Source organism: Humitalea sp. 24SJ18S-53, assembly GCF_050632385.1.
GTDB lineage: Bacteria > Pseudomonadota > Alphaproteobacteria > Acetobacterales > Acetobacteraceae > Humitalea.
In genome coordinates, this window is record NZ_CP192599.1 from 411,496 (window position 1) to 430,209 (window position 18,714).

The 18,714-nt window shown below is 67.2% G+C and carries 19 protein-coding genes; 9 read left to right on the forward strand and 10 right to left on the reverse strand.

Going from position 1 to position 18,714, the window contains the following annotated elements:
* Positions 1–5: 5 nt before the first annotated feature.
* From ACQW02_RS01960 to ACQW02_RS01980, 5 genes are all read right to left on the reverse strand, one after another.
* A complete protein-coding gene (locus ACQW02_RS01960; RefSeq protein WP_431285993.1) occupies positions 6–1,679 on the reverse strand; it encodes an IlvD/Edd family dehydratase in 1,674 nt (557 codons plus the stop codon).
* 59 nt (positions 1,680–1,738) lie between these two features.
* The gene (locus ACQW02_RS01965; RefSeq protein WP_431283600.1) at positions 1,739–3,253 is read right to left on the reverse strand and encodes a tripartite tricarboxylate transporter permease; all 1,515 of its coding nucleotides are present in this window, start codon (positions 3,251–3,253) and stop codon (positions 1,739–1,741) included.
* A complete protein-coding gene (locus ACQW02_RS01970) occupies positions 3,253–3,732 on the reverse strand; it encodes a tripartite tricarboxylate transporter TctB family protein (RefSeq protein WP_431283601.1) in 480 nt (159 codons plus the stop codon). The genes ACQW02_RS01965 and ACQW02_RS01970 overlap by 1 nt, the downstream gene beginning before the upstream one ends.
* 22 nt (positions 3,733–3,754) lie before the next feature.
* Positions 3,755–4,756 (reverse strand): Bug family tripartite tricarboxylate transporter substrate binding protein, encoded by a 1,002-nt coding sequence (locus ACQW02_RS01975; RefSeq protein ID WP_431283602.1) that lies wholly within the window; start codon positions 4,754–4,756, stop codon positions 3,755–3,757.
* A 65-nt stretch (positions 4,757–4,821) separates the two neighbouring features.
* On the reverse strand, positions 4,822–5,823 hold the full coding sequence (locus ACQW02_RS01980) for a 4-hydroxythreonine-4-phosphate dehydrogenase PdxA (RefSeq protein WP_431283603.1): 1,002 nt from the start codon (positions 5,821–5,823) through the stop codon (positions 4,822–4,824).
* A 123-nt stretch (positions 5,824–5,946) separates the two neighbouring features.
* On the opposite strand from ACQW02_RS01980, the gene ACQW02_RS01985 reads away from it, so the two are divergent.
* Positions 5,947–6,606 (forward strand): GntR family transcriptional regulator, encoded by a 660-nt coding sequence (locus tag ACQW02_RS01985; RefSeq protein ID WP_431283604.1) that lies wholly within the window; start codon positions 5,947–5,949, stop codon positions 6,604–6,606.
* Positions 6,607–6,699: 93 nt separating this feature from the next.
* Here the strand turns inward: ACQW02_RS01985 and ACQW02_RS01990 are convergent, their stop codons facing one another.
* Together ACQW02_RS01990 and ACQW02_RS01995 are read right to left on the reverse strand one after the other, a co-directional pair.
* A complete protein-coding gene (locus ACQW02_RS01990) occupies positions 6,700–8,415 on the reverse strand; it encodes a carbohydrate-binding domain-containing protein (protein ID WP_431283605.1) in 1,716 nt (571 codons plus the stop codon).
* A 451-nt stretch (positions 8,416–8,866) separates the two neighbouring features.
* Positions 8,867–9,772: a LysR substrate-binding domain-containing protein gene (locus ACQW02_RS01995; protein WP_431283606.1), complete on the reverse strand. Its 906-nt coding sequence runs from the start codon at positions 9,770–9,772 to the stop codon at positions 8,867–8,869.
* 95 nt (positions 9,773–9,867) lie between these two features.
* Here ACQW02_RS01995 and ACQW02_RS02000 point away from each other — a divergent pair, with 95 nt between their 5' ends.
* Genes ACQW02_RS02000 through ACQW02_RS02025 form a run of 6 tightly spaced genes read left to right on the forward strand, consistent with a single transcriptional unit; the run spans position 9,868 to position 14,702 of the window.
* A complete protein-coding gene (locus ACQW02_RS02000) occupies positions 9,868–10,719 on the forward strand; it encodes a TauD/TfdA dioxygenase family protein (RefSeq protein ID WP_431283607.1) in 852 nt (283 codons plus the stop codon).
* 52 nt (positions 10,720–10,771) lie between these two features.
* Entirely contained in the window at positions 10,772–11,611 is an 840-nt protein-coding gene (locus ACQW02_RS02005; protein ID WP_431283608.1) for a transporter substrate-binding domain-containing protein, read from the forward strand.
* Between the two features lie 10 nt (positions 11,612–11,621).
* Positions 11,622–12,287, forward strand: coding sequence for an amino acid ABC transporter permease (locus ACQW02_RS02010; protein WP_431283609.1), 666 nt, complete (start codon positions 11,622–11,624; stop codon positions 12,285–12,287).
* Positions 12,288–12,290: 3 nt separating this feature from the next.
* Positions 12,291–12,956, forward strand: a complete 666-nt coding sequence (locus ACQW02_RS02015) for an amino acid ABC transporter permease (protein WP_431283610.1) — start codon at positions 12,291–12,293, stop codon at positions 12,954–12,956.
* A gap of 10 nt (positions 12,957–12,966) precedes the next feature.
* Positions 12,967–13,752, forward strand: coding sequence for an amino acid ABC transporter ATP-binding protein (locus ACQW02_RS02020; RefSeq protein WP_431283611.1), 786 nt, complete (start codon positions 12,967–12,969; stop codon positions 13,750–13,752).
* Positions 13,753–13,763: 11 nt separating this feature from the next.
* Entirely contained in the window at positions 13,764–14,702 is a 939-nt protein-coding gene (locus ACQW02_RS02025; protein WP_431283612.1) for an aminotransferase class IV, read from the forward strand.
* Positions 14,703–14,726: 24 nt separating this feature from the next.
* Here the strand turns inward: ACQW02_RS02025 and ACQW02_RS02030 are convergent, their stop codons facing one another.
* Complete coding sequence (locus ACQW02_RS02030; protein WP_431283613.1) at positions 14,727–15,311, reverse strand: thiamine pyrophosphate-dependent enzyme; 585 nt, start codon at positions 15,309–15,311, stop codon at positions 14,727–14,729.
* Complete coding sequence (locus ACQW02_RS02035; RefSeq protein WP_431283614.1) at positions 15,308–15,844, reverse strand: thiamine pyrophosphate-binding protein; 537 nt, start codon at positions 15,842–15,844, stop codon at positions 15,308–15,310. Before ACQW02_RS02035 ends, ACQW02_RS02030 begins: the two co-directional genes overlap by 4 nt.
* A 100-nt stretch (positions 15,845–15,944) precedes the next feature.
* Between ACQW02_RS02035 and ACQW02_RS02040 the strand changes: the two genes are divergently transcribed.
* Positions 15,945–16,889 (forward strand): LysR family transcriptional regulator, encoded by a 945-nt coding sequence (locus ACQW02_RS02040; protein WP_431283615.1) that lies wholly within the window; start codon positions 15,945–15,947, stop codon positions 16,887–16,889.
* 70 nt (positions 16,890–16,959) lie between these two features.
* On the opposite strand, the gene ACQW02_RS02045 is transcribed toward ACQW02_RS02040, so the two are convergent.
* Positions 16,960–17,931, reverse strand: a complete 972-nt coding sequence (locus tag ACQW02_RS02045) for a Bug family tripartite tricarboxylate transporter substrate binding protein (protein ID WP_431283616.1) — start codon at positions 17,929–17,931, stop codon at positions 16,960–16,962.
* A gap of 95 nt (positions 17,932–18,026) precedes the next feature.
* On the opposite strand from ACQW02_RS02045, the gene ACQW02_RS02050 reads away from it, so the two are divergent.
* Positions 18,027–18,713, forward strand: coding sequence for an RraA family protein (locus tag ACQW02_RS02050; RefSeq protein WP_431283617.1), 687 nt, complete (start codon positions 18,027–18,029; stop codon positions 18,711–18,713).
* Position 18,714 lies beyond the last annotated feature (1 nt).

Here is an 18,714-nt window from a genome sequence, read left to right on the forward strand (position 1 = left end):
AGGAACTAGTGGTTGTCGCGCGCGACCGGCGATCCACTGCCCCCGCGCAGGAAATCCAGATCGACGCCCTGATCGGCCTGCAGCACATGGTCGATGTACATCTTGGTGTAGCCGCGGGTCGCCATGGCGGGGGGCGGCACCCAGGCCGCACGACGCGCGGCCAGGGTCGCGTCATCGACATGCAGATGCAGTCGTCGCGCGGCGACATCCAAGGTGATGCTGTCGCCATTCTGCACCAGTGCGAGCGCCCCACCCGCCATGGCCTCCGGTGCCACATGCAGCACCACGGTGCCATAGGCGGTGCCGGACATGCGGGCATCGGAAATGCGGATCATGTCGCGCACGCCCTGGCGCAGCAGTTTTGGCGGCAGCGGCATGTTGCCGACCTCCGCCATGCCCGGATAGCCCTTCGGTCCGCAGTATTTCAGCACCATGATGCTGTCGGCATCAATGTCCAAAGCCTCGTCGTTGATGCGTTCGTGCAGGTCCTCGATACTCTCGAAGACCACGGCCCGGCCGGTGTGCTGCAGCAGGTGTGGCGAGGCAGCCGACGGCTTGATCACCGCGCCATTGGGGCAAAGATTGCCGTGCAGGATCGCGATACCGGCCTGCGGCTTGAAGGGCGCGTCGTAGGTGTGGATGACATCGCGGTTCCAGCACTGCGCCTCCGCGACATTCTCGGCCAGGGTCAGGCCGTTGGCGGTCAGCGCCTCGGCATGCAGCAGCCCGCGTTCAACGAGTTGCCGCAGCACCACGGGAAGGCCGCCGGCGTAGTAGAAATCCTCCATCAGATGCTCGCCGGAGGGTTTCAGGTTCACGAGGCAGTTCACCTCGCTGGCCAGGCGATCGAAATCTTCCAAGGTCAGCGGCACGCCCATCCGCCCGGCGATGGCCAGCAGATGCACGACGGCGTTGGTGGACCCGCCGATCGCGGCCAGGGTACGGATGGCGTTCTCAAACGCCTGGCGCGTCAGGATCTTCGACAGGCGCAGATCCTCGCGCACCATCGCCACGATGCGTCGTCCCGCCAGGCGCGCCAACTCATTGCGCCGCGCATCCACCGCCGGGATCGCCGCATTGCCGGGCAGGCCAACGCCCAGCGCCTCCACCATCGACGCCATGGTGGAGGCCGTGCCCATGGTCATGCAACTGCCGGCGGAGCGCGACATCGCGGCCTCCGCCTCGTGGAAATCGCGCAGCGTGATCTCGCCGGCGCGAAGTTGCTCACTCATGGAAATGGTATTGGTGCCGGAGCCGATCTGCTCGCCGCGATAGTGCCCGTTCAGCATCGGCCCACCGGAGACGCCGATGGTCGGAAGGTCCACGCTGGCCGCACCCATCAGCAGCGCGGGCGTGGTCTTGTCGCAGCCCATCAGCAACACGACGCCATCCAGCGGATTGGCCCGCAGCGCTTCCTCGACATCCATCGAGGCGAGGTTGCGGTAGAGCATCGCACTGGGACGCATCTGCGTCTCGCCCAACGACAGCACAGGGAATTCCAGCGGATAGCCCCCGGCCTCCAGGATGCCGTAGCGCACGTGTTCCGCGATGGTGCGGAAATGCCCGTTGCAGGGCGTCAACTCGGACCAGGTGTTGCAGATCCCGACGACGGGGCGGCCGTCGAACTGGTCATTCGGCAGGCCGCGATTGCGCAGCCAGGACCGGTAGTAGAATCCCATCTTGTCCTGCCGCGCGAACCAGGCGCGGGAGCGGAGCCCGCCCTTCGGGGTCTCGTCGGTCACGCTGGCTGATCCTTCCCACTCTTCGCGCGCCACCCGCGCAGCGCCGCGACTGCCGGAAACAGCAGGAAGAGCACGGCGATCGTGGACATCGTCCCCACCAACCAATTCGACCACAACACGCCCAGCGAACCGTGCGACAGCAACATGGATTGCCGGAAGGCATCCTCGGCCTTGTCGCCGATCACCATCGCAAGCACGAGCGGCGCCAAGGGGTAGTCCAGCTTCTTCATCACGTAGCCGAAGCCCCCGAAGATCAGCGCCAACCAAAGATCGAAGGGTGAACTCGCGACCGTATAGGCACCGATCACGCAGACGGCGACGATGATCGGCCCGATGACGGCGAAGGACACGGACAGCATCGCGGCGAAAAGCGGGACCGTCGCCAGGACCAGCACGACGCCGATCACATTGCCCAGGTACATCGACGCGATCATGCCCCAGACGAAATCCCGCTGTTCGATGAACAGCATCGGCCCGGGATTCAGCCCCCAGATCATCAACCCGCCGAGCATGACGGCTGATGTCGCCGAGCCTGGTATCCCCAGCGCCAGCATGGGCAGCATGGCGGATGTGCCAGCCGCATGATCCGCCGTCTCCGGCGCGATCACACCCTCCGGCTCGCCCTTGCCGAAATTGGCACCGTTGCGCGACATCCGGCGGGCCAGGCCATAGGACATGAAGGACGCCGCCGTCGGGCCACCTGGCGTGATCCCCATCCAGACACCGACCGCGCTGCCGCGCAGCATGGCCACGGCATAGCGGGGCATGCGTGCCGCGGCGCGCAGCATCTCGGTCGGGCTGAGGCGACCGCTGGCGCCTTTGAACTCAGGCCCCTCCTCAATGGTCAGCAGCAGTTCGCCCAGGCCGAACAACCCAATGACGACGACAAGGAAGGAGACACCGCGGATCAACTCCGGCAGGTCGAAGGTCAGGCGCATCGAGCCCGAGACCGTATCCATCCCCATCATGCCGAAGCCGAAGCCGAGGCCGAGCGAGATCACCGTCTTGAGCGGCGCACCGCCGCCGAAGGCGATGAAGGAGGAGAAGGCGAGGAAATACACCGCGAAATACTCGGGCGGCCCAAACCGCAGCGCGAAGTTCGCAACCGCCCCGGCGAGCAATGTGATGACCACGATGCCCACCAGCGCACCAAAACCGGCCGAGAGGAAGGCATAGGTCAGCGCCTCGGTCGCGCGCCCCTGCCGGGCCATCGGATAGCCGTCGAATGTCGTGGCGACGGACGACGGCTCGCCCGGAATATTGAACAGGATCGACGTCGTGGACCCACCAAACAGCGCGCCCCAATACAGGCTCGTCAGCAGGATGATCGCCGACACGGGATCCATCGAGAAGGTCAGTGGCAACAGCAAGGTCACGCCATTTGGTGCACCCAGCCCCGGCAGCACGCCCACCAGGATGCCCAGCAAAACCCCCGCCACCATCAGCGCGATATGATGGAATGTGAGCGCGACAGAAAACCCATGAATCAGCGCATCGATATTGGACAGCATCAGCCGAGGCCCAGCATGATTTCGAGCGGACCCTTCAGCAAAGGAACCTGGAACCACTTTTCGAAGACGAGGAAGACAACGACGGTGAACACCACGCCGATCGCGATGCTCGTCATCCAGGGCCGGCCACCCTGCCAGCGGATCGTGCCGATCAGATAGACCAGCATGCCGAGGTAAAGGCCGATCCACTGCGACAGCGCGACCAGCCCGATGATCGGCAGCGCGAAGGACAGCACGCGCCGGGCCCCCGCCTGATCGGTGATGGCGACGCTATGGGCCGCCCTGGCGCGCCAGGCCTGCAACGCCACCAGCACCGACGCCGCCATCAGGATCAGCGCGACGCGAAAGGGAAAGAAGCCCGCCTGCGGCCCGTTGGATTGCCAGCCAGTGTCCAACTCTTGCGAGCCGATCAACCCGCCGACGCCGATCAGGAAGATCAGCGCGGCGAAACCCAGCTCAAGTTGCAGGCGCGATGGCATGCGGCGTCTCCCCGATCGGGCTTTAGTTCGCGACCCAGCCTTCGGCGGCGAAGATCGCGCGGGTCTCGCGCTCCTCCTGCGCCATGGCCTGGACCATCGCGTCGCCGGTGATGAACTGGCCGCTCTGGCTGGTGCGCAGGATGTAGTCCTGCCATTCCGGCGTCTCGCTGACCCGGCGCATGACGCCGACCCAATAGGCCTGGGCGGCGGCGGGCACGCCGGGCGGCAGGAAGATGGTGCGCGGCATGCGGAATTCCTCCAGCGGAATGCCCTGGCTCGCGCAGGTCGCCACATCGGACCAGGCCTGCGCCTCGGTCACCCGCGCGCCAGCCGGCAGCGGTTCGCGCCGGAAGACGCAAAGCGGCCGCACCTGGCCACCGCGCCAGCCGCCGATGCTCTCGGAGGGGTTGTTGGTATTCGCCTCGATATGCCCGCCAGCGAGTTGCACGCCGGCCTCGCCACCCCCACGGAAGGGGATGTAGTTGAAGCGCACATTGCTCGCGCGCTGGATCAGCACGGTCAGCGTCTGGTCGGTGTCGCGCGTCTGGCTGCCGCCCATGCGCACATCGCCCGGCCGGGCGCGCGCCGCCGCGATCAGGTCGGCGGCCGAGGTGAAGGGCGAATCCTGCTTCACCCACAGCATGAATTCATCGAAGGCCATGATCGCGACCGGCGTCAGATCCCGCAGCTGCCAATTGGTGCGGACGACCATCGGCAGGGTCCAGGCATTGTTGGTGGCGAAGATGACCTTGTGCGGATCATTCTGCGCACCGCGCCCGTAGACGAAGCCCTCGACGCCCGAACCGCCGCCCTTGTTGCTGACGATGACGGAGGTCGGCACCAGATTGTGCCGCGTGATCGCGGCCTGGACGGTCCGCGCGAAGACATCCGTGCCGCCGCCCGCGCCAGAGGTGACGACGAATTCCACCGGGCGCGTCGGTGCCCAGGTGGATTGCGCCATGGCCGGCGTGGCAAGCGCCAGCGCGGTGCCGAACAGGGCCGCGGTCTTGGTCAGGAAACTCATGGACATTCTCCTCCGGGAAAACGACGCGCGCCCGCTTCTTGGGGGTCTGCGCGCGGGGTTGTGGGTCAGGCGGCGGCGGCATTCTCCCGCGCCGCCATGCGGGCGGCGAGCAGGATGGCGTTCCGCATGGCGCCGGGATGGGCGATGCCCTGGCCGGCGATGTCATAGGCGGTGCCATGCGCCGCCGTGCAGATCGGGAAGGGGAAGCCGCCCATCAGCGTCACGCCGGCATCGAAGCCGATCAGCTTCATCGCGATCTGCCCCTGGTCGTGGTACATCGTCAGCACCGCATCGAAGTCGCCGCGCTTGGCGCGAACGAAGACGGTATCGGCGGGGTAGGGGCCATCGCAGCCGATCTGCTCGGCCTTCCCGGCCTCCACGGCGGGGCCGATGATGTCGATCTCCTCGCGCCCGAAATTCCCGCTGTCGCCGGCATGGGGGTTCAGCCCCGCCACCGCGATGCGCGGCCGCGCGATGCCGGACGCGCGCAGCGCCTGGTCGGTCAGCCGCAGATTGTCGAGGATGGCCGCCTTGTTCAGCAGCGAAGCGACTTCGCTCAGCGGCACGTGGGAGGTGACGCGGGCATTCCACAGCCCCTCCAGCACGTTGAATTCCTTGGCCACGCCGTGGAAGCCGATCGCCTCCGCCGTGAAGCCGATCTCATCATCGTAGCCTGGCGTGACCAGGCGCATCGCCGCCTTGTTGAAGGGGGTGAAGCAGACCGCATCAGCCTGTCCGCCCGCGGCCATGGCCAGGGCGCGGCGGAAATTCTCGGTCGCGAAGCGGCCGCTGGCCTCGCTGACCTGGCCCATCGGGATCGTCGCGGGGTCGCAGTTGCCCAGGTCGATCAGGCGGGGGCGCGCGCTGTTCTCCGGCCCGGTCGCGATATCCAGTTCCACGCCGGCCACCCTGGCACCTTCGGCCAGCACCCTGGCGTCACCGATCACGGTGATATCGGCGGCGGCACGCACAGCGGGATCCGCCAGCACCCTGGCGGCCAGTTCGGCGGAAACACCGGCGGCATCCCCCATGGCCAGGGCGATCCGCGGACGGTTTGGGTCAGTCATGGGACGCTCCCGACATCAGGGTCTTTGCGACCTCTGTTACACTGCATGCAGTTCGTGCATGCTTAAATGCCAGCGAGGCGCCGTCAAGGCACTTTGGGCGCGGAAAGGGCGGCGATAGATCAGATGAACGACCGGGATCTGCGGATCGACCTGCAACGCCCCTTGCAGGAGGAGGTGGCGACGACGCTGCGCGACCTGATCACCCAAGGGGTCATCCCCGCCGGTGCGCGGCTGAACGAACTGGCCCTCTGCGCCCAATTCGGCCTATCGCGCACGCCCTTGCGAGAGGCCGTGCGCGTGCTGGCGGGCGAAGGGCTAGTGGAACTGGTGCCAGGCCGCGGCGCGGTTGTGCGGCGGCTCAGCGTCAAGGACGTCGCGGACAGCCTGACGGTGCTGAAGTCGCTGGAGATGCTGGCCGGCCGCCTGGCCTGCGAAACCGCCTCCGACGAAGCGGTGGCGCGGGTGGCGGCCCTGCACGACGCGATGATGGAGCGTTACGCCGCGCGCGATCGCCTGTCGTATTTCAAGCTGAACCAGGCGATCCATTCCGCGATCGTGGCCTTGCCAGGCAATGCCACCCTGATCTGGGCCCATGATGCGATCCAGGCGCGCATGAAGCACATCCGCTTCATCGGCAACGCCGGCCCCGACAAATGGGCGGCGGCCGTTGCCGAGCATGAGGAGATGGTGCGGAGTTTGAAAGCGCGCGATGGCGAGGCGCTGGCCACGGTGCTGGCCCTGCATCTGGACCGGACGTTGGAGCGTGTGCGCGGGCTGTTGTAGCGCGCGCGGGCGACCTGGCATGCGGTCGCCCATCACGGGGTCACCCTGAGGGATCCATGATCCCCCAGGGTGGTAGTGTTCAGGTGGTGGTGTTCAGATGAACGTCAGGTCGCCCCAGTGCAGGTCTGCCTTGTGGACGCCCGTCAGGGTAACGTAGTTGTCCGCGTCAAAGACAATGCGTGCGAAGCCGCCGGCGCCCAGGTCGTCGGTGTGCGCCAGGACATCCGCCGCGCTGCTGAACAATGTGCGGTCGAAGGACAGAACGTCGCTGCCATTCGTGCCGGCCCGAAAATCCGTGATGGTGTCCCGGCCGAAGCTGGGGCCGAAGCTGAATTTGTCGGCACCCGCTCCGCCAGTCAGGATATCATTGCCCGCCCCGCCGGTCAGGACGTCATTGCCCCGACCGCCCGAAAGCTGGTCATTGCCCGCCGTGCCGACGAGATTGTCGTTCCCGTTGGTGCCCGTGCGCGTGATGCCGGCCACCGGAGCGGGCGCTGCCAGTTTCGTGGCATCCACCGTGAAGGTGGCCGTGCCGTTCGACGTCAGGGCCTGCGACTGGCCGGTGGCTGTGCCGTTCACCAGGATCGCCTCGACATGGAGGTTCCGGTCGGCGGTGGCACTGCCGCCCCAAGCGTCATTGGTGAACTGCACCGAAACCTGGTGCGGCTTGCTGGGGTCCACACTGCCCAGCGCGACAAGCTGCCCACCCGTGGCGTGCTGCGCGGAGATGCTGCCGTTGAAGATCACCTTGCCATCGACCGTGACGATGGCGATCGGGTCACCTTGCCAAGAGTCGGCGCCGAGCTTGATGGCCAGCGGCACGGCGCCCACTGCGGGGTCAGGTGCAGGGCTGGGCGCGGGAGCGGGCGCCGGAACCACCGGCGTGCTGGAGGCCCATGGCGAGGAGGTGTTCACGCCCGGATCGGAACCCAGCGTGGTCATGCCGGTGACGGTCATGGGGCCGGTGCCGTTCTGCGACGACGTCAGGCCAAAGACGCTGTTCGTCGTCAGCACGGCGGAGACCGAGGTCGCGTTCCACAGCAGCTTGGCGCTGGACGAGGCCATGTCGTTCAGGAAGGTGTTGCCATTCATCGCCAGGCTGGAGCCACTGTGCACGTTGCCCTCCTCGCCATAGGCGACGATCGTCGGGTTGCCGGACCGCGCGCCCTGCTCGATGACGTTGCCGCTAAGGACGGCGACGCCGCCATTCGGTAGGTCGATGCTGTAGCTTCCGGTGCCGTTCTCGCCATCCGCGATGCGGCTGTTGGTGATGGTGGTCGCGTAGGCGCGGCTCTTGATCTGATGGCCCACGAGCGCGTCATGGAAATAGCTGTCGGCCACGGTGAGGCTGCCGACCTCGCCCACGTAAAGGTTGTGGGTGTAGCCGTCGCCCGTACCGTTCCGGCTGAACTCGGAATTGCGGATCGTGATGCTGCCCGTCGGCGCGGCGTTGGCCAGCAGGCCGTTCTGGTTGTCGTGGAAGTAGCTGTTGGTGATCGTGAGGTTGCCGCCCTGGTAGCGGATGCCGGCCCCGTTCCCGTCGGGCACCGTGGCGCCGGAAAACTCGAAGTGATCGATGGTGACGTCGGTGTTGGTGACCAGGATCCCCTTGCCGTTCGGGGGCGCCACGGTGGCGACCATCTTCACCATGCCGCCCACGCCCTGGAGCGTGATCTTGGTGTTGATCGTCGCGAAGTCGTTTGTATAGGTGCCGGCATCCACGGCCAGCACGTCACCATCGCGCGATGCGGCGACCGCGGCGGCGATGGTCGAGAACTGTTTGCCTTGTCCAATGGTCAGAGTCGTCAAAACATCCACTCCTTCGAATATTACAAGGAAGCTCCGGAATCATGTCCGCAGCTCGTTTGCGTTTTTTGCTAATAAGGCAACGAAATGCTCGCTATCCGTCATAGCGATCACGGGATTTGCAAAAATTTACGCTCTGCGCAACCTATTTAATTAAGTAATAATAGGTGTTACTTATATTGGAAGGGGGTTTGATTTCCTGCTTTTCTGCTTCTTGTGGGCGTGACTGCGGCCCCAGGCAGAAACACGGACACATGTCAGGACAAAGGACAGTGCGGCCACCGCGCCCGGACCTGGCCTGCCGGCGACGTCAGCCCTTCGGGGCGCCCCGCGCGCCGCGGCGCAGACGTCCCGCCCTGATCTGACGGTCATGCGGAATGGGTGAGGCCAGGGCCCGGGGCAACGACGGGTGGTGATTCTGGCCGAATCGCAGGTGGCGGATCAGCCGGAAATCTCATTCCGGCGCAGTTGGTGCTTCGCCCAAGGTTTGCCGCGCCGCCTCCAACAAGGGGCCGATCAGCGGGTTGCGCGTATCGCTTCGCCAGCACAGGGCGGTCTCGGTCCAGAGCTCATCCTCGGCGAACCGCCGGAAGGCGATGCCGCGCACCGCCATCAGCGCCGCCGTTTCCGGCAGGATGGCCACCCCCTCCCCAGCCAGCACCAGCCCCAGCGCGGTCTGCACGGTGCGGAAGGACTGGCGTGAGCGCGGGCGCACCGCATGACGTTCCAGGAAGTCCGCGATGGTGGCGGCCAGCCCGGTCTCGGCCGAATCCCGCGGCATGCCCAGCAGCACCTGGTCCGCCAGGGCCGCGACATGCACCCGGCCGTGCCGCGCGAGCGGGTGGTCCTCCGGCATGGCCAGGATCAGCCGCTCCGGCGCCAGGACCTCCGTCGTGACATCCCGGTGGCGCACCGGGGGGCGGCACAGGCCGGCGGTGACGATGCCCTCGATCACCGCCGCTTCGTTGGTCGAGGCATCGAGTTCCCGCAAGGCCAGGTCCGCCCCGGGGCAAGCGGCACGGAATACGGGCAGCAACCGCGGCAGCGCCCCCAGGGCCAGGCTGTGCATGTAGCCGAGCACCAGCCGCCCCCCGCGCCCGGCCGCCGCATCCCGCGCCGAGACGGCGGCCTCGGCGGCGCCCTCCAGCACCTCGCGCGCCTTGGCCAGGAAGGCCGCCCCCGCCGCCGTCAGCCTGACGCCGCGCGGATGGCGTTCCACCAGCAAGGTGCCGATCTCGGACTCCAGGGCGCGGATCTGCACCGATAGGGGCGGCTGGGCCATGCCCAGCCGGGCGGCGGCGCGGCCGAAGTGCAATTCCTCGGCCAAGGCGACGAAATAGCGTAGGTGTCGAAGCTCCATCGCCATATCTTCGACGTATCGCGCGAAAAGCAAAGGGGTATTGGACGCCGCGCCGCGGGCAATGCGACCGTCGCGTGACAAAGACGGAGATGACCATGCTGCAGACGCTGGACGGCATCGATATCCGCCCCCTCAACCCCACGATCGGCGCCGAGCTGCACGGCATCGACCTGGCGCAACCGCTGACCACGGCCCAGGTCGCAGCGGTGCGCGAGGCGCTGCATCGCTACAAGGTCGTCTTCTTCCGTGACCAGGACATCACGCCGGAACAGCAATTGGACTTCGCCCGCCGCTTTGGTGCGATCGACGTCAACCCGATCTTCGGCCATGTCCCGGGGCACCCCGAGGTCATGCTGCTGGTCAAGGAAGAAGGCGACAAGTTCAATATCGGGGAGATATGGCACTCCGACATGAGCTTCGCGCCCGTGCCGCCGATGGGCTCCATTCTCTACGCCCGCCAGGTGCCGCCCGCCGGCGGCGATACCCTGTGGTGCGACATGAATCGCGCCTATGAGACGCTGTCGGAAGGGCTGAAAGCCACGCTGCTTGGCCTGAATGCCGTGCACAACAACCGTGGCCAGCTGGAACGCGCCGCGGCGCGCGCGGGTGATGTCTCGACCACCGTGCAGGCCAGCGCCTTCGCCAAGGTGCGCGAGGCGGTCCACCCCGTCGTGCGCGTGCATGAGGGCAGCGGCCTGCCCTGCCTGTTTGTCTCGGAAACCTTCACCTGGTGCTTTGAGGGCTGGACGCGGGAGGAATCCCTGCCGCTGCTGCGCTTCCTCTGGGACCATGCGATCAAGGTGGAAAACCAGGTGCGCTTCCGCTGGCAGGCGGGGTCGGTCGCCTTCTGGGACAATCGCTCGACCATGCATTACGCCGCCAATGACTACCACGGCTGGCGGCGCGAGATGCATCGTGTGACGGTAAAGGGCACGCCCCCCGCCTGAGCGCGGCGCGGGACTTGCTTGCACGATCGGGATTTTTAGGAGGCGCATGCGCATGCTCAAGCGACGTGATCTGCTGCTCGCCGGGGGCGGGGTTCTGCTCTCGGCCCCCTTGCTTCGCCCTGCCCGGGCGCAGGATGCCTCGACCTGGGCGCAGATCCGCACGCGTGGCACGCTGCGGATCGGCGTCACCGCCGCCGAACCCTGGTTCTACAAGGACCCGGCGTCGGAACGCTGGAGTGGTGCGGCCACCGCCTATGGCGAAAAGCTGGCCGAGGTGCTGGGCGTGCGGATGGTCCCGGTCGAGACGACCTGGGGCAATTCCATCGCCGCGATCCAGGCCAACCAGATCGACATCATGTTCGTGCTGGACCCGACCGACCAGCGCCGCCAGGCGATCGATTTTCCGGACAGCCCGCTACTTTACTACGCCCTGGGCGCCATGACCCGTGGCCCCGCGCAGGTGGCCGATTGGTCTGAACTCAACCGCGCCGGCGTGCGCATCGGCCTCTCCCTCGGCACCACCATCGACCGCTTTGCCACCGAGAACCTGCCGCTGGCCACGATCGAACGCTTCGCCTCCAATGACGAGACGGTGGCGGCCTTCGCCGCGCGGCGGGTCGATGTGGTGATGCAGTTCCACCCGGCGCTGATCGCGCAAAAGGCGCGGCTGCGCATGGGCACCATCTCGCTGCCCAAGCCGGTCAATGCCGTGCCCACCAGCGCCGGCATCCGCAAGGAACCGGACAGGCAGTGGAAGGACTGGCTGACCGCCCGCTTCACCGAATTCTACGACAACGGCACCACCCGTTCGCTGTTCGAGGCCTATCTGCGCAGCCGCAACATCGACCCCGCAACTACCCCCGGCATCACGCGGGAAACCTGGAGCCTGTAGGCCCCCGCCATTGCGCTACGAATGGGATTTCGGTGCCGTCTTCGCGCAGGCGCCGCTGCTGCTCGATGGCCTGCTCGGTACCTTGCGCCTTGCCGGGACGGCCATCGGGCTTGGGGTGGCGCTGGGGCTTGTGCTGGCGCTGATGCGCCTGTCGCCGCGCCGCCTGCTGCGCTGGCCGGGGACGGTCTTTGTCGAATTCTATCGCAACACCCCGGCGCTGGTGCATTTCTTCTGGTTCTACTTCGCCATGCCGGTGGTGCTGGATATCAGCCTGACCGCCTTCGCCGCCGCCACCCTGGCGCTGGCCACCCAGTCGGGCGCCTTCTACGCGGAGGTGTTTCGTGGCGGCATCCGTTCGCTGGGCACGGGGCAGTGGGAGGCCGGGCGCGCACTCGGCATGACCGAGGCCGCGGCGATGCGCCGCATTATCCTGCCGCAGGCCATGGCGCGGATGGTGGCCCCCTTCGTCGAACGCTCCTTCGAATTGCTCAAGACCACATCGCTGGCCTCCACCCTGGCCTATGGTGATCTGCTGTTCCGGGCCGCCCAGGTGAACAGCATCACCTTCCGCCCGCTGGAGACCTATACGGTGCTCGCCGGCATGTATGTCCTGCTGCTTTTCACCTTCAGCAGCGGCGCCGCCATGGCCGAACGCCGCCTGACGGCGTTTCGCTAGACCATGGACTACGAATGGGATTTTGCCGTCGTCCTGGACAACCTGCCGGTGCTGATGCGCGGGGTCGGGGTCATGCTCCAGCTTTGGCTCGTGTCGCTGTCGATCGGGCTGGCGCTGGGGTTTGTCGTGGCTCTGGGGCGGATGGCGACGGCGGCGCCGGTGCGGCTCCTGGCACGCGGCTATGTGGAACTGTTCCGCAACACCCCGGCGCTGATCCAACTGATCTGGTTCTACTATGCCTTCCCCATCATCATGGGCGTGCAACTCACCCCCTTCACGGCGGCGGTGATCGGGCTATCGCTCAATACCTCGGCCTATGGCGCGGAAATCTACCGCGGCGGAATGCAGGCGGTGCCGCGCGGCCAGTGGGAGGGCGCCCGCGCGCTCGGCATGACGCAGGCCGCCCTGCTGCGCCGGATCATCCTGCCGCAGGTGCTGCGAATGATGCTGCCCGCCTTCACCAACCGCGCGATCGAACTGGCCAAGACCACCTCCCTCGCCTCGGTACTGGCGGTGCATGAATTGATGTATCAAGGCCGGCTGCTCAGCGCGACCTACTACCGGCCGATGGAAATCCTCACCGCCGTCGCGCTGATCTATTTTGTCGTGATCTGGCCTGGCAGCCTGCTCTCCGCCTGGCTGGAACGCCGGCTCGCGCGTCATGGTTGAAGGAGGCAGCATGTCGCAGGTGGTCCTGGAAACACGCGGCCTGCGCAAGCGCTTCGGCCCGCTGGAGGTGCTGCGCGGGATCGACCTGCAAGTGCGCGCCGGGGAACGCATCGCCATCATCGGCGGCAGCGGCTCGGGCAAGAGCACGCTGCTGCGCTGCCTGAACTTCATGGAGATGCCGAGCGAGGGCGAAATCCTGCTCGACGGCACGCCGATCGGCGTGACAAGCCGCCACCGCGACGGCCAGGTCAGCACCCATTACCCGCCGGCGCTGCTGTGCAACGTGCGGCAAAGAGTCGGCATGGTCTTCCAGCAGTTCAACCTGTTTCCGCATATGACGGTGATCGAAAACGTCATGGAGGGGCCGCGCACGGTCAAGGGCCTGCCCCGCGCGACCGCACGGCAGATGGCGCTGGCGCAGTTGCAGCGCGTCGGCCTGGCGGACAAGCTGGACGCCTATCCCGCCCGCCTGTCCGGCGGCCAGCAGCAGCGCGTCGCCATCGCCAGGGCGCTGGCGATGGAGCCGGAGGTGATGCTCTTCGACGAGCCGACCTCCTCCCTGGATCCCGAACTCGTCGGCGAAGTCCTGCGCAGCATCCGCGCGCTGGCCGAGGATGGCACCACCATGCTGCTGGTGACGCACGAGTTGGGCTTCGCCTTCCACGTCGCCACCCGCGTCATCTTCCTGGCCGATGGCGTCTTCCACGAAACCGGCACGCCGGAGCAGGTGCTGCGCCATCCGCAGCAGGACCGCACCCGCGCCTTCCTGGCCAGCCACGCCGAATTCACCTTCTGACGGAGTCCCCCATGACCGACACAGTGTCTGTCCCCACCGCCGCCGGCGACAGTGCCCAGGGCTATGCCGACGACCCGCGCAATGCCGATGTGCTGCTCTATGTCGATGGCGATTTCGTCACCCGCGACAAGGCGGTGGTCTCGGTCTTCGATGCCGGCTTCGTGCTGGGTGACGGCGTGTGGGAAGGCCTGCGCCTGGTGAAGGGCCGCCTGCTGTCGCTGGACGCGCATCTGGACCGGTTGTTCCAGGGCGCCAATGCCATCGCCATGGACCTGCGCATGACGCGGGAGGAGGTGGTCGCTGCCATCCGCGCCACGCTGGACCGCAACGGCATGACCGACGGCGTGCATATCCGCATGATGATCACCCGCGGCCGCAAGACGACGCCGAACCAGGACCCGCGTTTCGCCATCGGCAAGCCGACCATGGTGATCATCGCCGAATACAAGAAGCCGAAGCCGGAGGCCAAGGCGCGGGGCCTCGCCCTCTTCACCTCCGCGATCCGTTGCAGCACGCCCGACGTCTTCGACCTGCGGCTGAATTCGCACAGCCGGTTGAACCTGATCCAGGCGCTGATCCAGGCCATCGCGGCCGGCGCGGATGAGGCGCTGATGCTGGACCCCATGGGCTTCGTGGCAAGCTGCAACTCGACAAACTTCTTCATCGTGCGCGGCGGCGAACTCTGGACCTCCACTGGCCGTTACAATTTTCGGGGCATCACCCATGCCACGATCATGCGGCTGGCACGGGAGCATGGGGTGACCGTGCGGGAGACGGACTTCACCCTGGGCGAGACCTATGGCGCCGAGGAAGCCTTCGCCACCGGCACGCTGGGCGGGATCACGCCGGTGACCCGGATCGATGGCCGCCGCATCGGTGCCGGCGGCGCCGGGCCCCTGACCCGGCGCCTGTCGGCCATCTACGAGGCCTGGGTGCAGGAAGGGGTTTAGCGCCGGGCAGCGCTCCGCCTGCCTTCAAGCCGGCTGAAAGCCGAGCGCGGCGCGGAAGCGGTTCTTCACATGCACGCCATCCCGCGGCGGCAGCGCGCGTGGCAGGTTCACCGCCTCGATCTTCACCACCGCCAGGTTCAGGCTTGCCCGTGCATGGATGCGCCGGCGCAGTGGCTCCACGCCCTGGCGCTCCGTCACCAGGTCCACGACGGGGAAGCCGCAGGCCGTGGCGACCTTGGTGAATTCGATGCCCTGGCCGGCGTGGCTCGGCTGCATCCCGGTCTCGCCGAAATGCCCGTTGTCGAGGATGACGATGCTGAGGTTCGGCGGCCGTTTCAGGGAAATCGTCGCCAGCGCGCCAAAGCCCATCAACGCCTCGCCATCGCCGGTCAATACCATCACGGGGCGGGAGGGCTGGGCCATCGCCAGGCCGAGGCCCACCGTCATCGCGCTGCCCATCGCCGCCCAGAGGTAGTAGTTCAGGTCATGGTCGCCCGCGGCCATGAGGTCGTAGGAGGGCGAGCCAAGCCCGCTCACCACCATCAACGCGCCGCGCTCGCGCAGCAGGTCGGCGACGACGACGCGCCGGTCCAGGGTGCCACCGATCACTTCACCCACTCCTTCTCGCCGATCAGTCTTTGGCCCAGCAGCAGCGCGCAGGCGCTGTCGCCCTCGAAGGCCATGGTCGCCGCGCCGCGCAGCAGCGGCGCCACATGGTGCGACTCATCCGCCCGCCAGGTCATGACGCCCATCAGGCGCAAGGCCGCCTCGGTCGCCTGGCCCATCGGGTTCTGCCACTGGTTGAACTCGGCCCAGTCGCCGCGCATCGTCACGACCATCAGCAACGGGAAACGGGCGCAGGCCGCCAGCCCCAGCGTGTTGATGCAATTGCCGGCGCCGGAGGATTGCATCAGCAGCGCACCGCGCTCACCACCCAGCCAGGCGCCGGCCAGGTAGCCGATGCCTTCTTCCTCGGTGGTCAGCACCACCGCCGTGATCTCCTCATCCGCCTCGGCCAGCCGGATGGCGGTGGAATGCCCGGCATCGGGCACATAGACCACATGCCTGACGTTGGCGGCCTTCAGGACGTCGAACACGTCCTGCCGCCACGATTGCGCGTCCGCGCCTGCGATGTCGTTCACCCCGGGTTCCTCTCGTTCCGAGCCGGAGTGCTACGCCATGACCTGGCTTCGATGAATGAGAAGGTTGCGCATTGAGATATGCCGAATTTATATTGCTGGAATGGACCTGCGACAGCTCAACACCTTCCTCCAGGTCGCCGACCTCGGCAGCCTCAGCAAGGCGGCGGACCGGCTGCGCATCGCCCAACCCGCCCTCAGCCGGCAGATACGCATGCTCGAGGATGAGCTGAAAATCCCTCTCTTCACCCGGCACGGCCGGGGCATGGTGCCAACCCCCGCCGGCGAATTGCTGCGCACGCGGGTGAGCAACATCCTGCGCCAGTTGGAGGAGACACGGGCCGACCTGGCGGAGGAGGCCGGGGCGGTGCGCGGCCGCGTGGTCTTCGGCATGCCGCCGACCGTCGGCGGGATCATGGCGACGCGGTTGATCGAGCGCTTCCTGACCACCTATCCCGACGTGACCTTGCGCGTCGTGCAGGCCTTCAGCGGCTATTTGCTGGAATGGCTGCACAGCGGCGAACTCGATCTGGCCGTCGTCTATGGCGGTGCGTCGGCGGTCAGCGTGCGCTTCGCACCCTTGCTGGTGGAGAACCTGGCCTTCGTCACCGCCGCCGGCGACGCCCGCCCGGCACACCACGCCGTCAGCTTCGCCGATGTCGCGCGCGAACGCCTGGTGCTGCCCGGCCCGCAACATGGGCTGCGGCAGTTGATCGAGGCGGAGGCGCGTCGACGTGGCCTCAGCCTCAACATCGTGGTCGAGGCCGACGACCTCCAGGTGCTGAAGGACCTGGCGTTGAAGCGGCTCTGCGCGACCGTGCTGCCGCAGGCGGCGGTGCATGCGGAGGTGCTGGCGGGCCGGCTGGCGGTGGCGCCGATCATCGACCCGCATCTGTCGCGCAAACTGGTGGTCGCGGAGCCCCTGGGGCGCCAGGCATCCAATGCGGTGCGTGCCTTCGCCGCGATGCTGCGGCAGGAGGTGGAGGACATGGTCCGCAGCGGCGTCTGGGACGGGCAGCTTCTGGCCAGCGATAACAATCCGGCATAGCGGAAATGCCGCGATCGTCGCTTGGCGAGGCTCTTACGCCGCCGGGTGCCGAAACCTGGCGGAACCTGCCCTACTGCGGTTCGAAATTGGCGCTTCGCAGCAGCGCCGCATTCCGCGCCAGATCCACTTCGATGAATCGCTGCGCGTCGGCGACACTTTGCACAACCGGCTCGAACCCCATGCCGGCAAGCTGCCGCACCATATCCGGCTCGGCCATCGCCTCGGTCAGGGCGCGGTTCAACTGCTCGGCGATCTCCGCCGGCAATCCGCGCGGCCCCCAGACGCCATACCAGGAACTGAATTCGAAATCCGGCAGCCCGAGTTCTCCCGTCGGCAGGATATCGGGCGCCAGCGGCGACCGTTCCGTGGCGGCGATGGCAAGGGCACGCAACTGCCCGCTGCGCACCAGCGGCAGCACCGAAGGGATCACCGCAAAGATCGCCGGCACGCTGCCGCCCACCACATCCGCCACCGCCGGTGCCGCGCCGCGGTAGAGCACCAGTTCCATCTGGGTGCCGAAGCGGCGGTTGAATTCGATGCTCGCCATGGTCGCCGGGGCGCCCATCGAACTGACGGCAAAACTCCAGCGGTCCGGCGCGGCGCGCACCGCCGCCACCATCTCCTCGACGCTGCGCACCGGCAGGCGCGGATCGATGCTCAGCAGCACCGGCGCCCGCGCCGTGCGCGCGATCAGCACGAAATCCGCGACCGGATCGTAAGGCACGTTGCGCATCACCAGGCGTGACGTCGGATGCGTGGCATCGGAACCGAGCAGCGTGTAGCCATCCGGCGCCGCCTGCCGGACGAGATCGGCGCCGATGGTCCCGTTCGCCCCGGCCCGGTTGTCGACGACCACCGTGACGCCCAGCTTGTCCTGCAACTTCTGGGCGGCGAGCCGCGCCATCGCATCGGTCGCACCCCCGGGTGCATAGGGCACGACAAGGCGAATGGGCCGGTTCGGCCAGGGCCTGCCCTGTGCGAAGACCGCGGGTGCTACCAGGGTTCCGGCGACGCCGGCCGACAGCAATGTCCGTCTCTGCATAGTCGCAACTCCTTGTTGAAAATCCGACAGGCCGGTTGGCAATCCCGCGACGACGGACCTACCGTCGTGCACGAAGCCAATGGAGATTTCGCCCAATGACGGGTCCGCTGGACATGCTGTCGCGCCACGACACGCCCACCATCTCCAACGCGCTGAACATGCTGCGGGGCAAGACCACCGCGGGCTATACGCGCGGCCGGCCGATCGCGACCGACCCTGGTGCGGCACCCGTCGCGGGCTATGCGATCACCATGCGGATCGTGACCTCCGAAACGCCGCGCCTGTCGGACGCGGCACTCCGCGACATCCGCTACGCGCATTACCGCGCCGTGGCCGCCGCGCCGCGCCCTGCCATCGTCGTGGTGCAGGATATCGGCGCGGAGCCGGGCGCGGGCGCGTTGTGGGGTGAGGTGAATGTCTCCGTCCATCGCGGCCTCGGCGTGTCCGGCGTGCTGACCGACGGCGCCGTGCGCGACCTGGATGCCTTGGGCACCGGCCTGCCCATCCTGGCGGGCCATATCCGCGTCAGCAGCGCGCAGGCGCATATCGTGGAGATCGGTGTCCCGGTCACGGTCTTTGGCCTGGACATCGCGCCAGGCGCACTTGTCCAGATGGATCGCCACGGCGCGCAGACCATCCCGCCCGACCTGCTGCCACGCCTGCCCGAAGCGGTCGAAGCGCTTCTGGCGCGGGAACGTGAGATCATCGCCCTGACCCGCGACCCAGCCTTCGATGCCGAAGCGCTGATCCGCGCCTGGGAGAAGCTGTCCGCCGGCCACTGAC

Excerpts from the sequence above, each read along its gene's own strand:
- ACQW02_RS02025 (WP_431283612.1), top strand. The coding sequence starts at position 13,764 with ATGACCGACACAGTGTCTGTCCCCACCGCCGCCGGCGACAGTGCCCAG.
- ACQW02_RS02000 (WP_431283607.1), top strand. The coding sequence starts at position 9,868 with ATGCTGCAGACGCTGGACGGCATCGATATCCGCCCCCTCAACCCCACG.
- ACQW02_RS02050 (WP_431283617.1), top strand. The coding sequence starts at position 18,027 with ATGACGGGTCCGCTGGACATGCTGTCGCGCCACGACACGCCCACCATC.
- ACQW02_RS02015 (WP_431283610.1), top strand. The coding sequence starts at position 12,291 with ATGGACTACGAATGGGATTTTGCCGTCGTCCTGGACAACCTGCCGGTG.
- ACQW02_RS01960 (WP_431285993.1), bottom strand. The coding sequence starts at position 1,679 with ATGGGATTCTACTACCGGTCCTGGCTGCGCAATCGCGGCCTGCCGAAT.
- ACQW02_RS01995 (WP_431283606.1), bottom strand. The coding sequence starts at position 9,772 with ATGGAGCTTCGACACCTACGCTATTTCGTCGCCTTGGCCGAGGAATTG.
- ACQW02_RS01980 (WP_431283603.1), bottom strand. The coding sequence starts at position 5,823 with ATGACTGACCCAAACCGTCCGCGGATCGCCCTGGCCATGGGGGATGCC.
- ACQW02_RS01970 (WP_431283601.1), bottom strand. The coding sequence starts at position 3,732 with ATGCCATCGCGCCTGCAACTTGAGCTGGGTTTCGCCGCGCTGATCTTC.
- ACQW02_RS02020 (WP_431283611.1), top strand. The coding sequence starts at position 12,967 with ATGTCGCAGGTGGTCCTGGAAACACGCGGCCTGCGCAAGCGCTTCGGC.
- ACQW02_RS01975 (WP_431283602.1), bottom strand. The coding sequence starts at position 4,756 with ATGAGTTTCCTGACCAAGACCGCGGCCCTGTTCGGCACCGCGCTGGCG.
- ACQW02_RS01985 (WP_431283604.1), top strand. The coding sequence starts at position 5,947 with ATGAACGACCGGGATCTGCGGATCGACCTGCAACGCCCCTTGCAGGAG.
- ACQW02_RS01965 (WP_431283600.1), bottom strand. The coding sequence starts at position 3,253 with ATGCTGTCCAATATCGATGCGCTGATTCATGGGTTTTCTGTCGCGCTC.
- ACQW02_RS02040 (WP_431283615.1), top strand. The coding sequence starts at position 15,945 with ATGGACCTGCGACAGCTCAACACCTTCCTCCAGGTCGCCGACCTCGGC.
- ACQW02_RS02045 (WP_431283616.1), bottom strand. The coding sequence starts at position 17,931 with ATGCAGAGACGGACATTGCTGTCGGCCGGCGTCGCCGGAACCCTGGTA.
- ACQW02_RS02005 (WP_431283608.1), top strand. The coding sequence starts at position 10,772 with ATGCTCAAGCGACGTGATCTGCTGCTCGCCGGGGGCGGGGTTCTGCTC.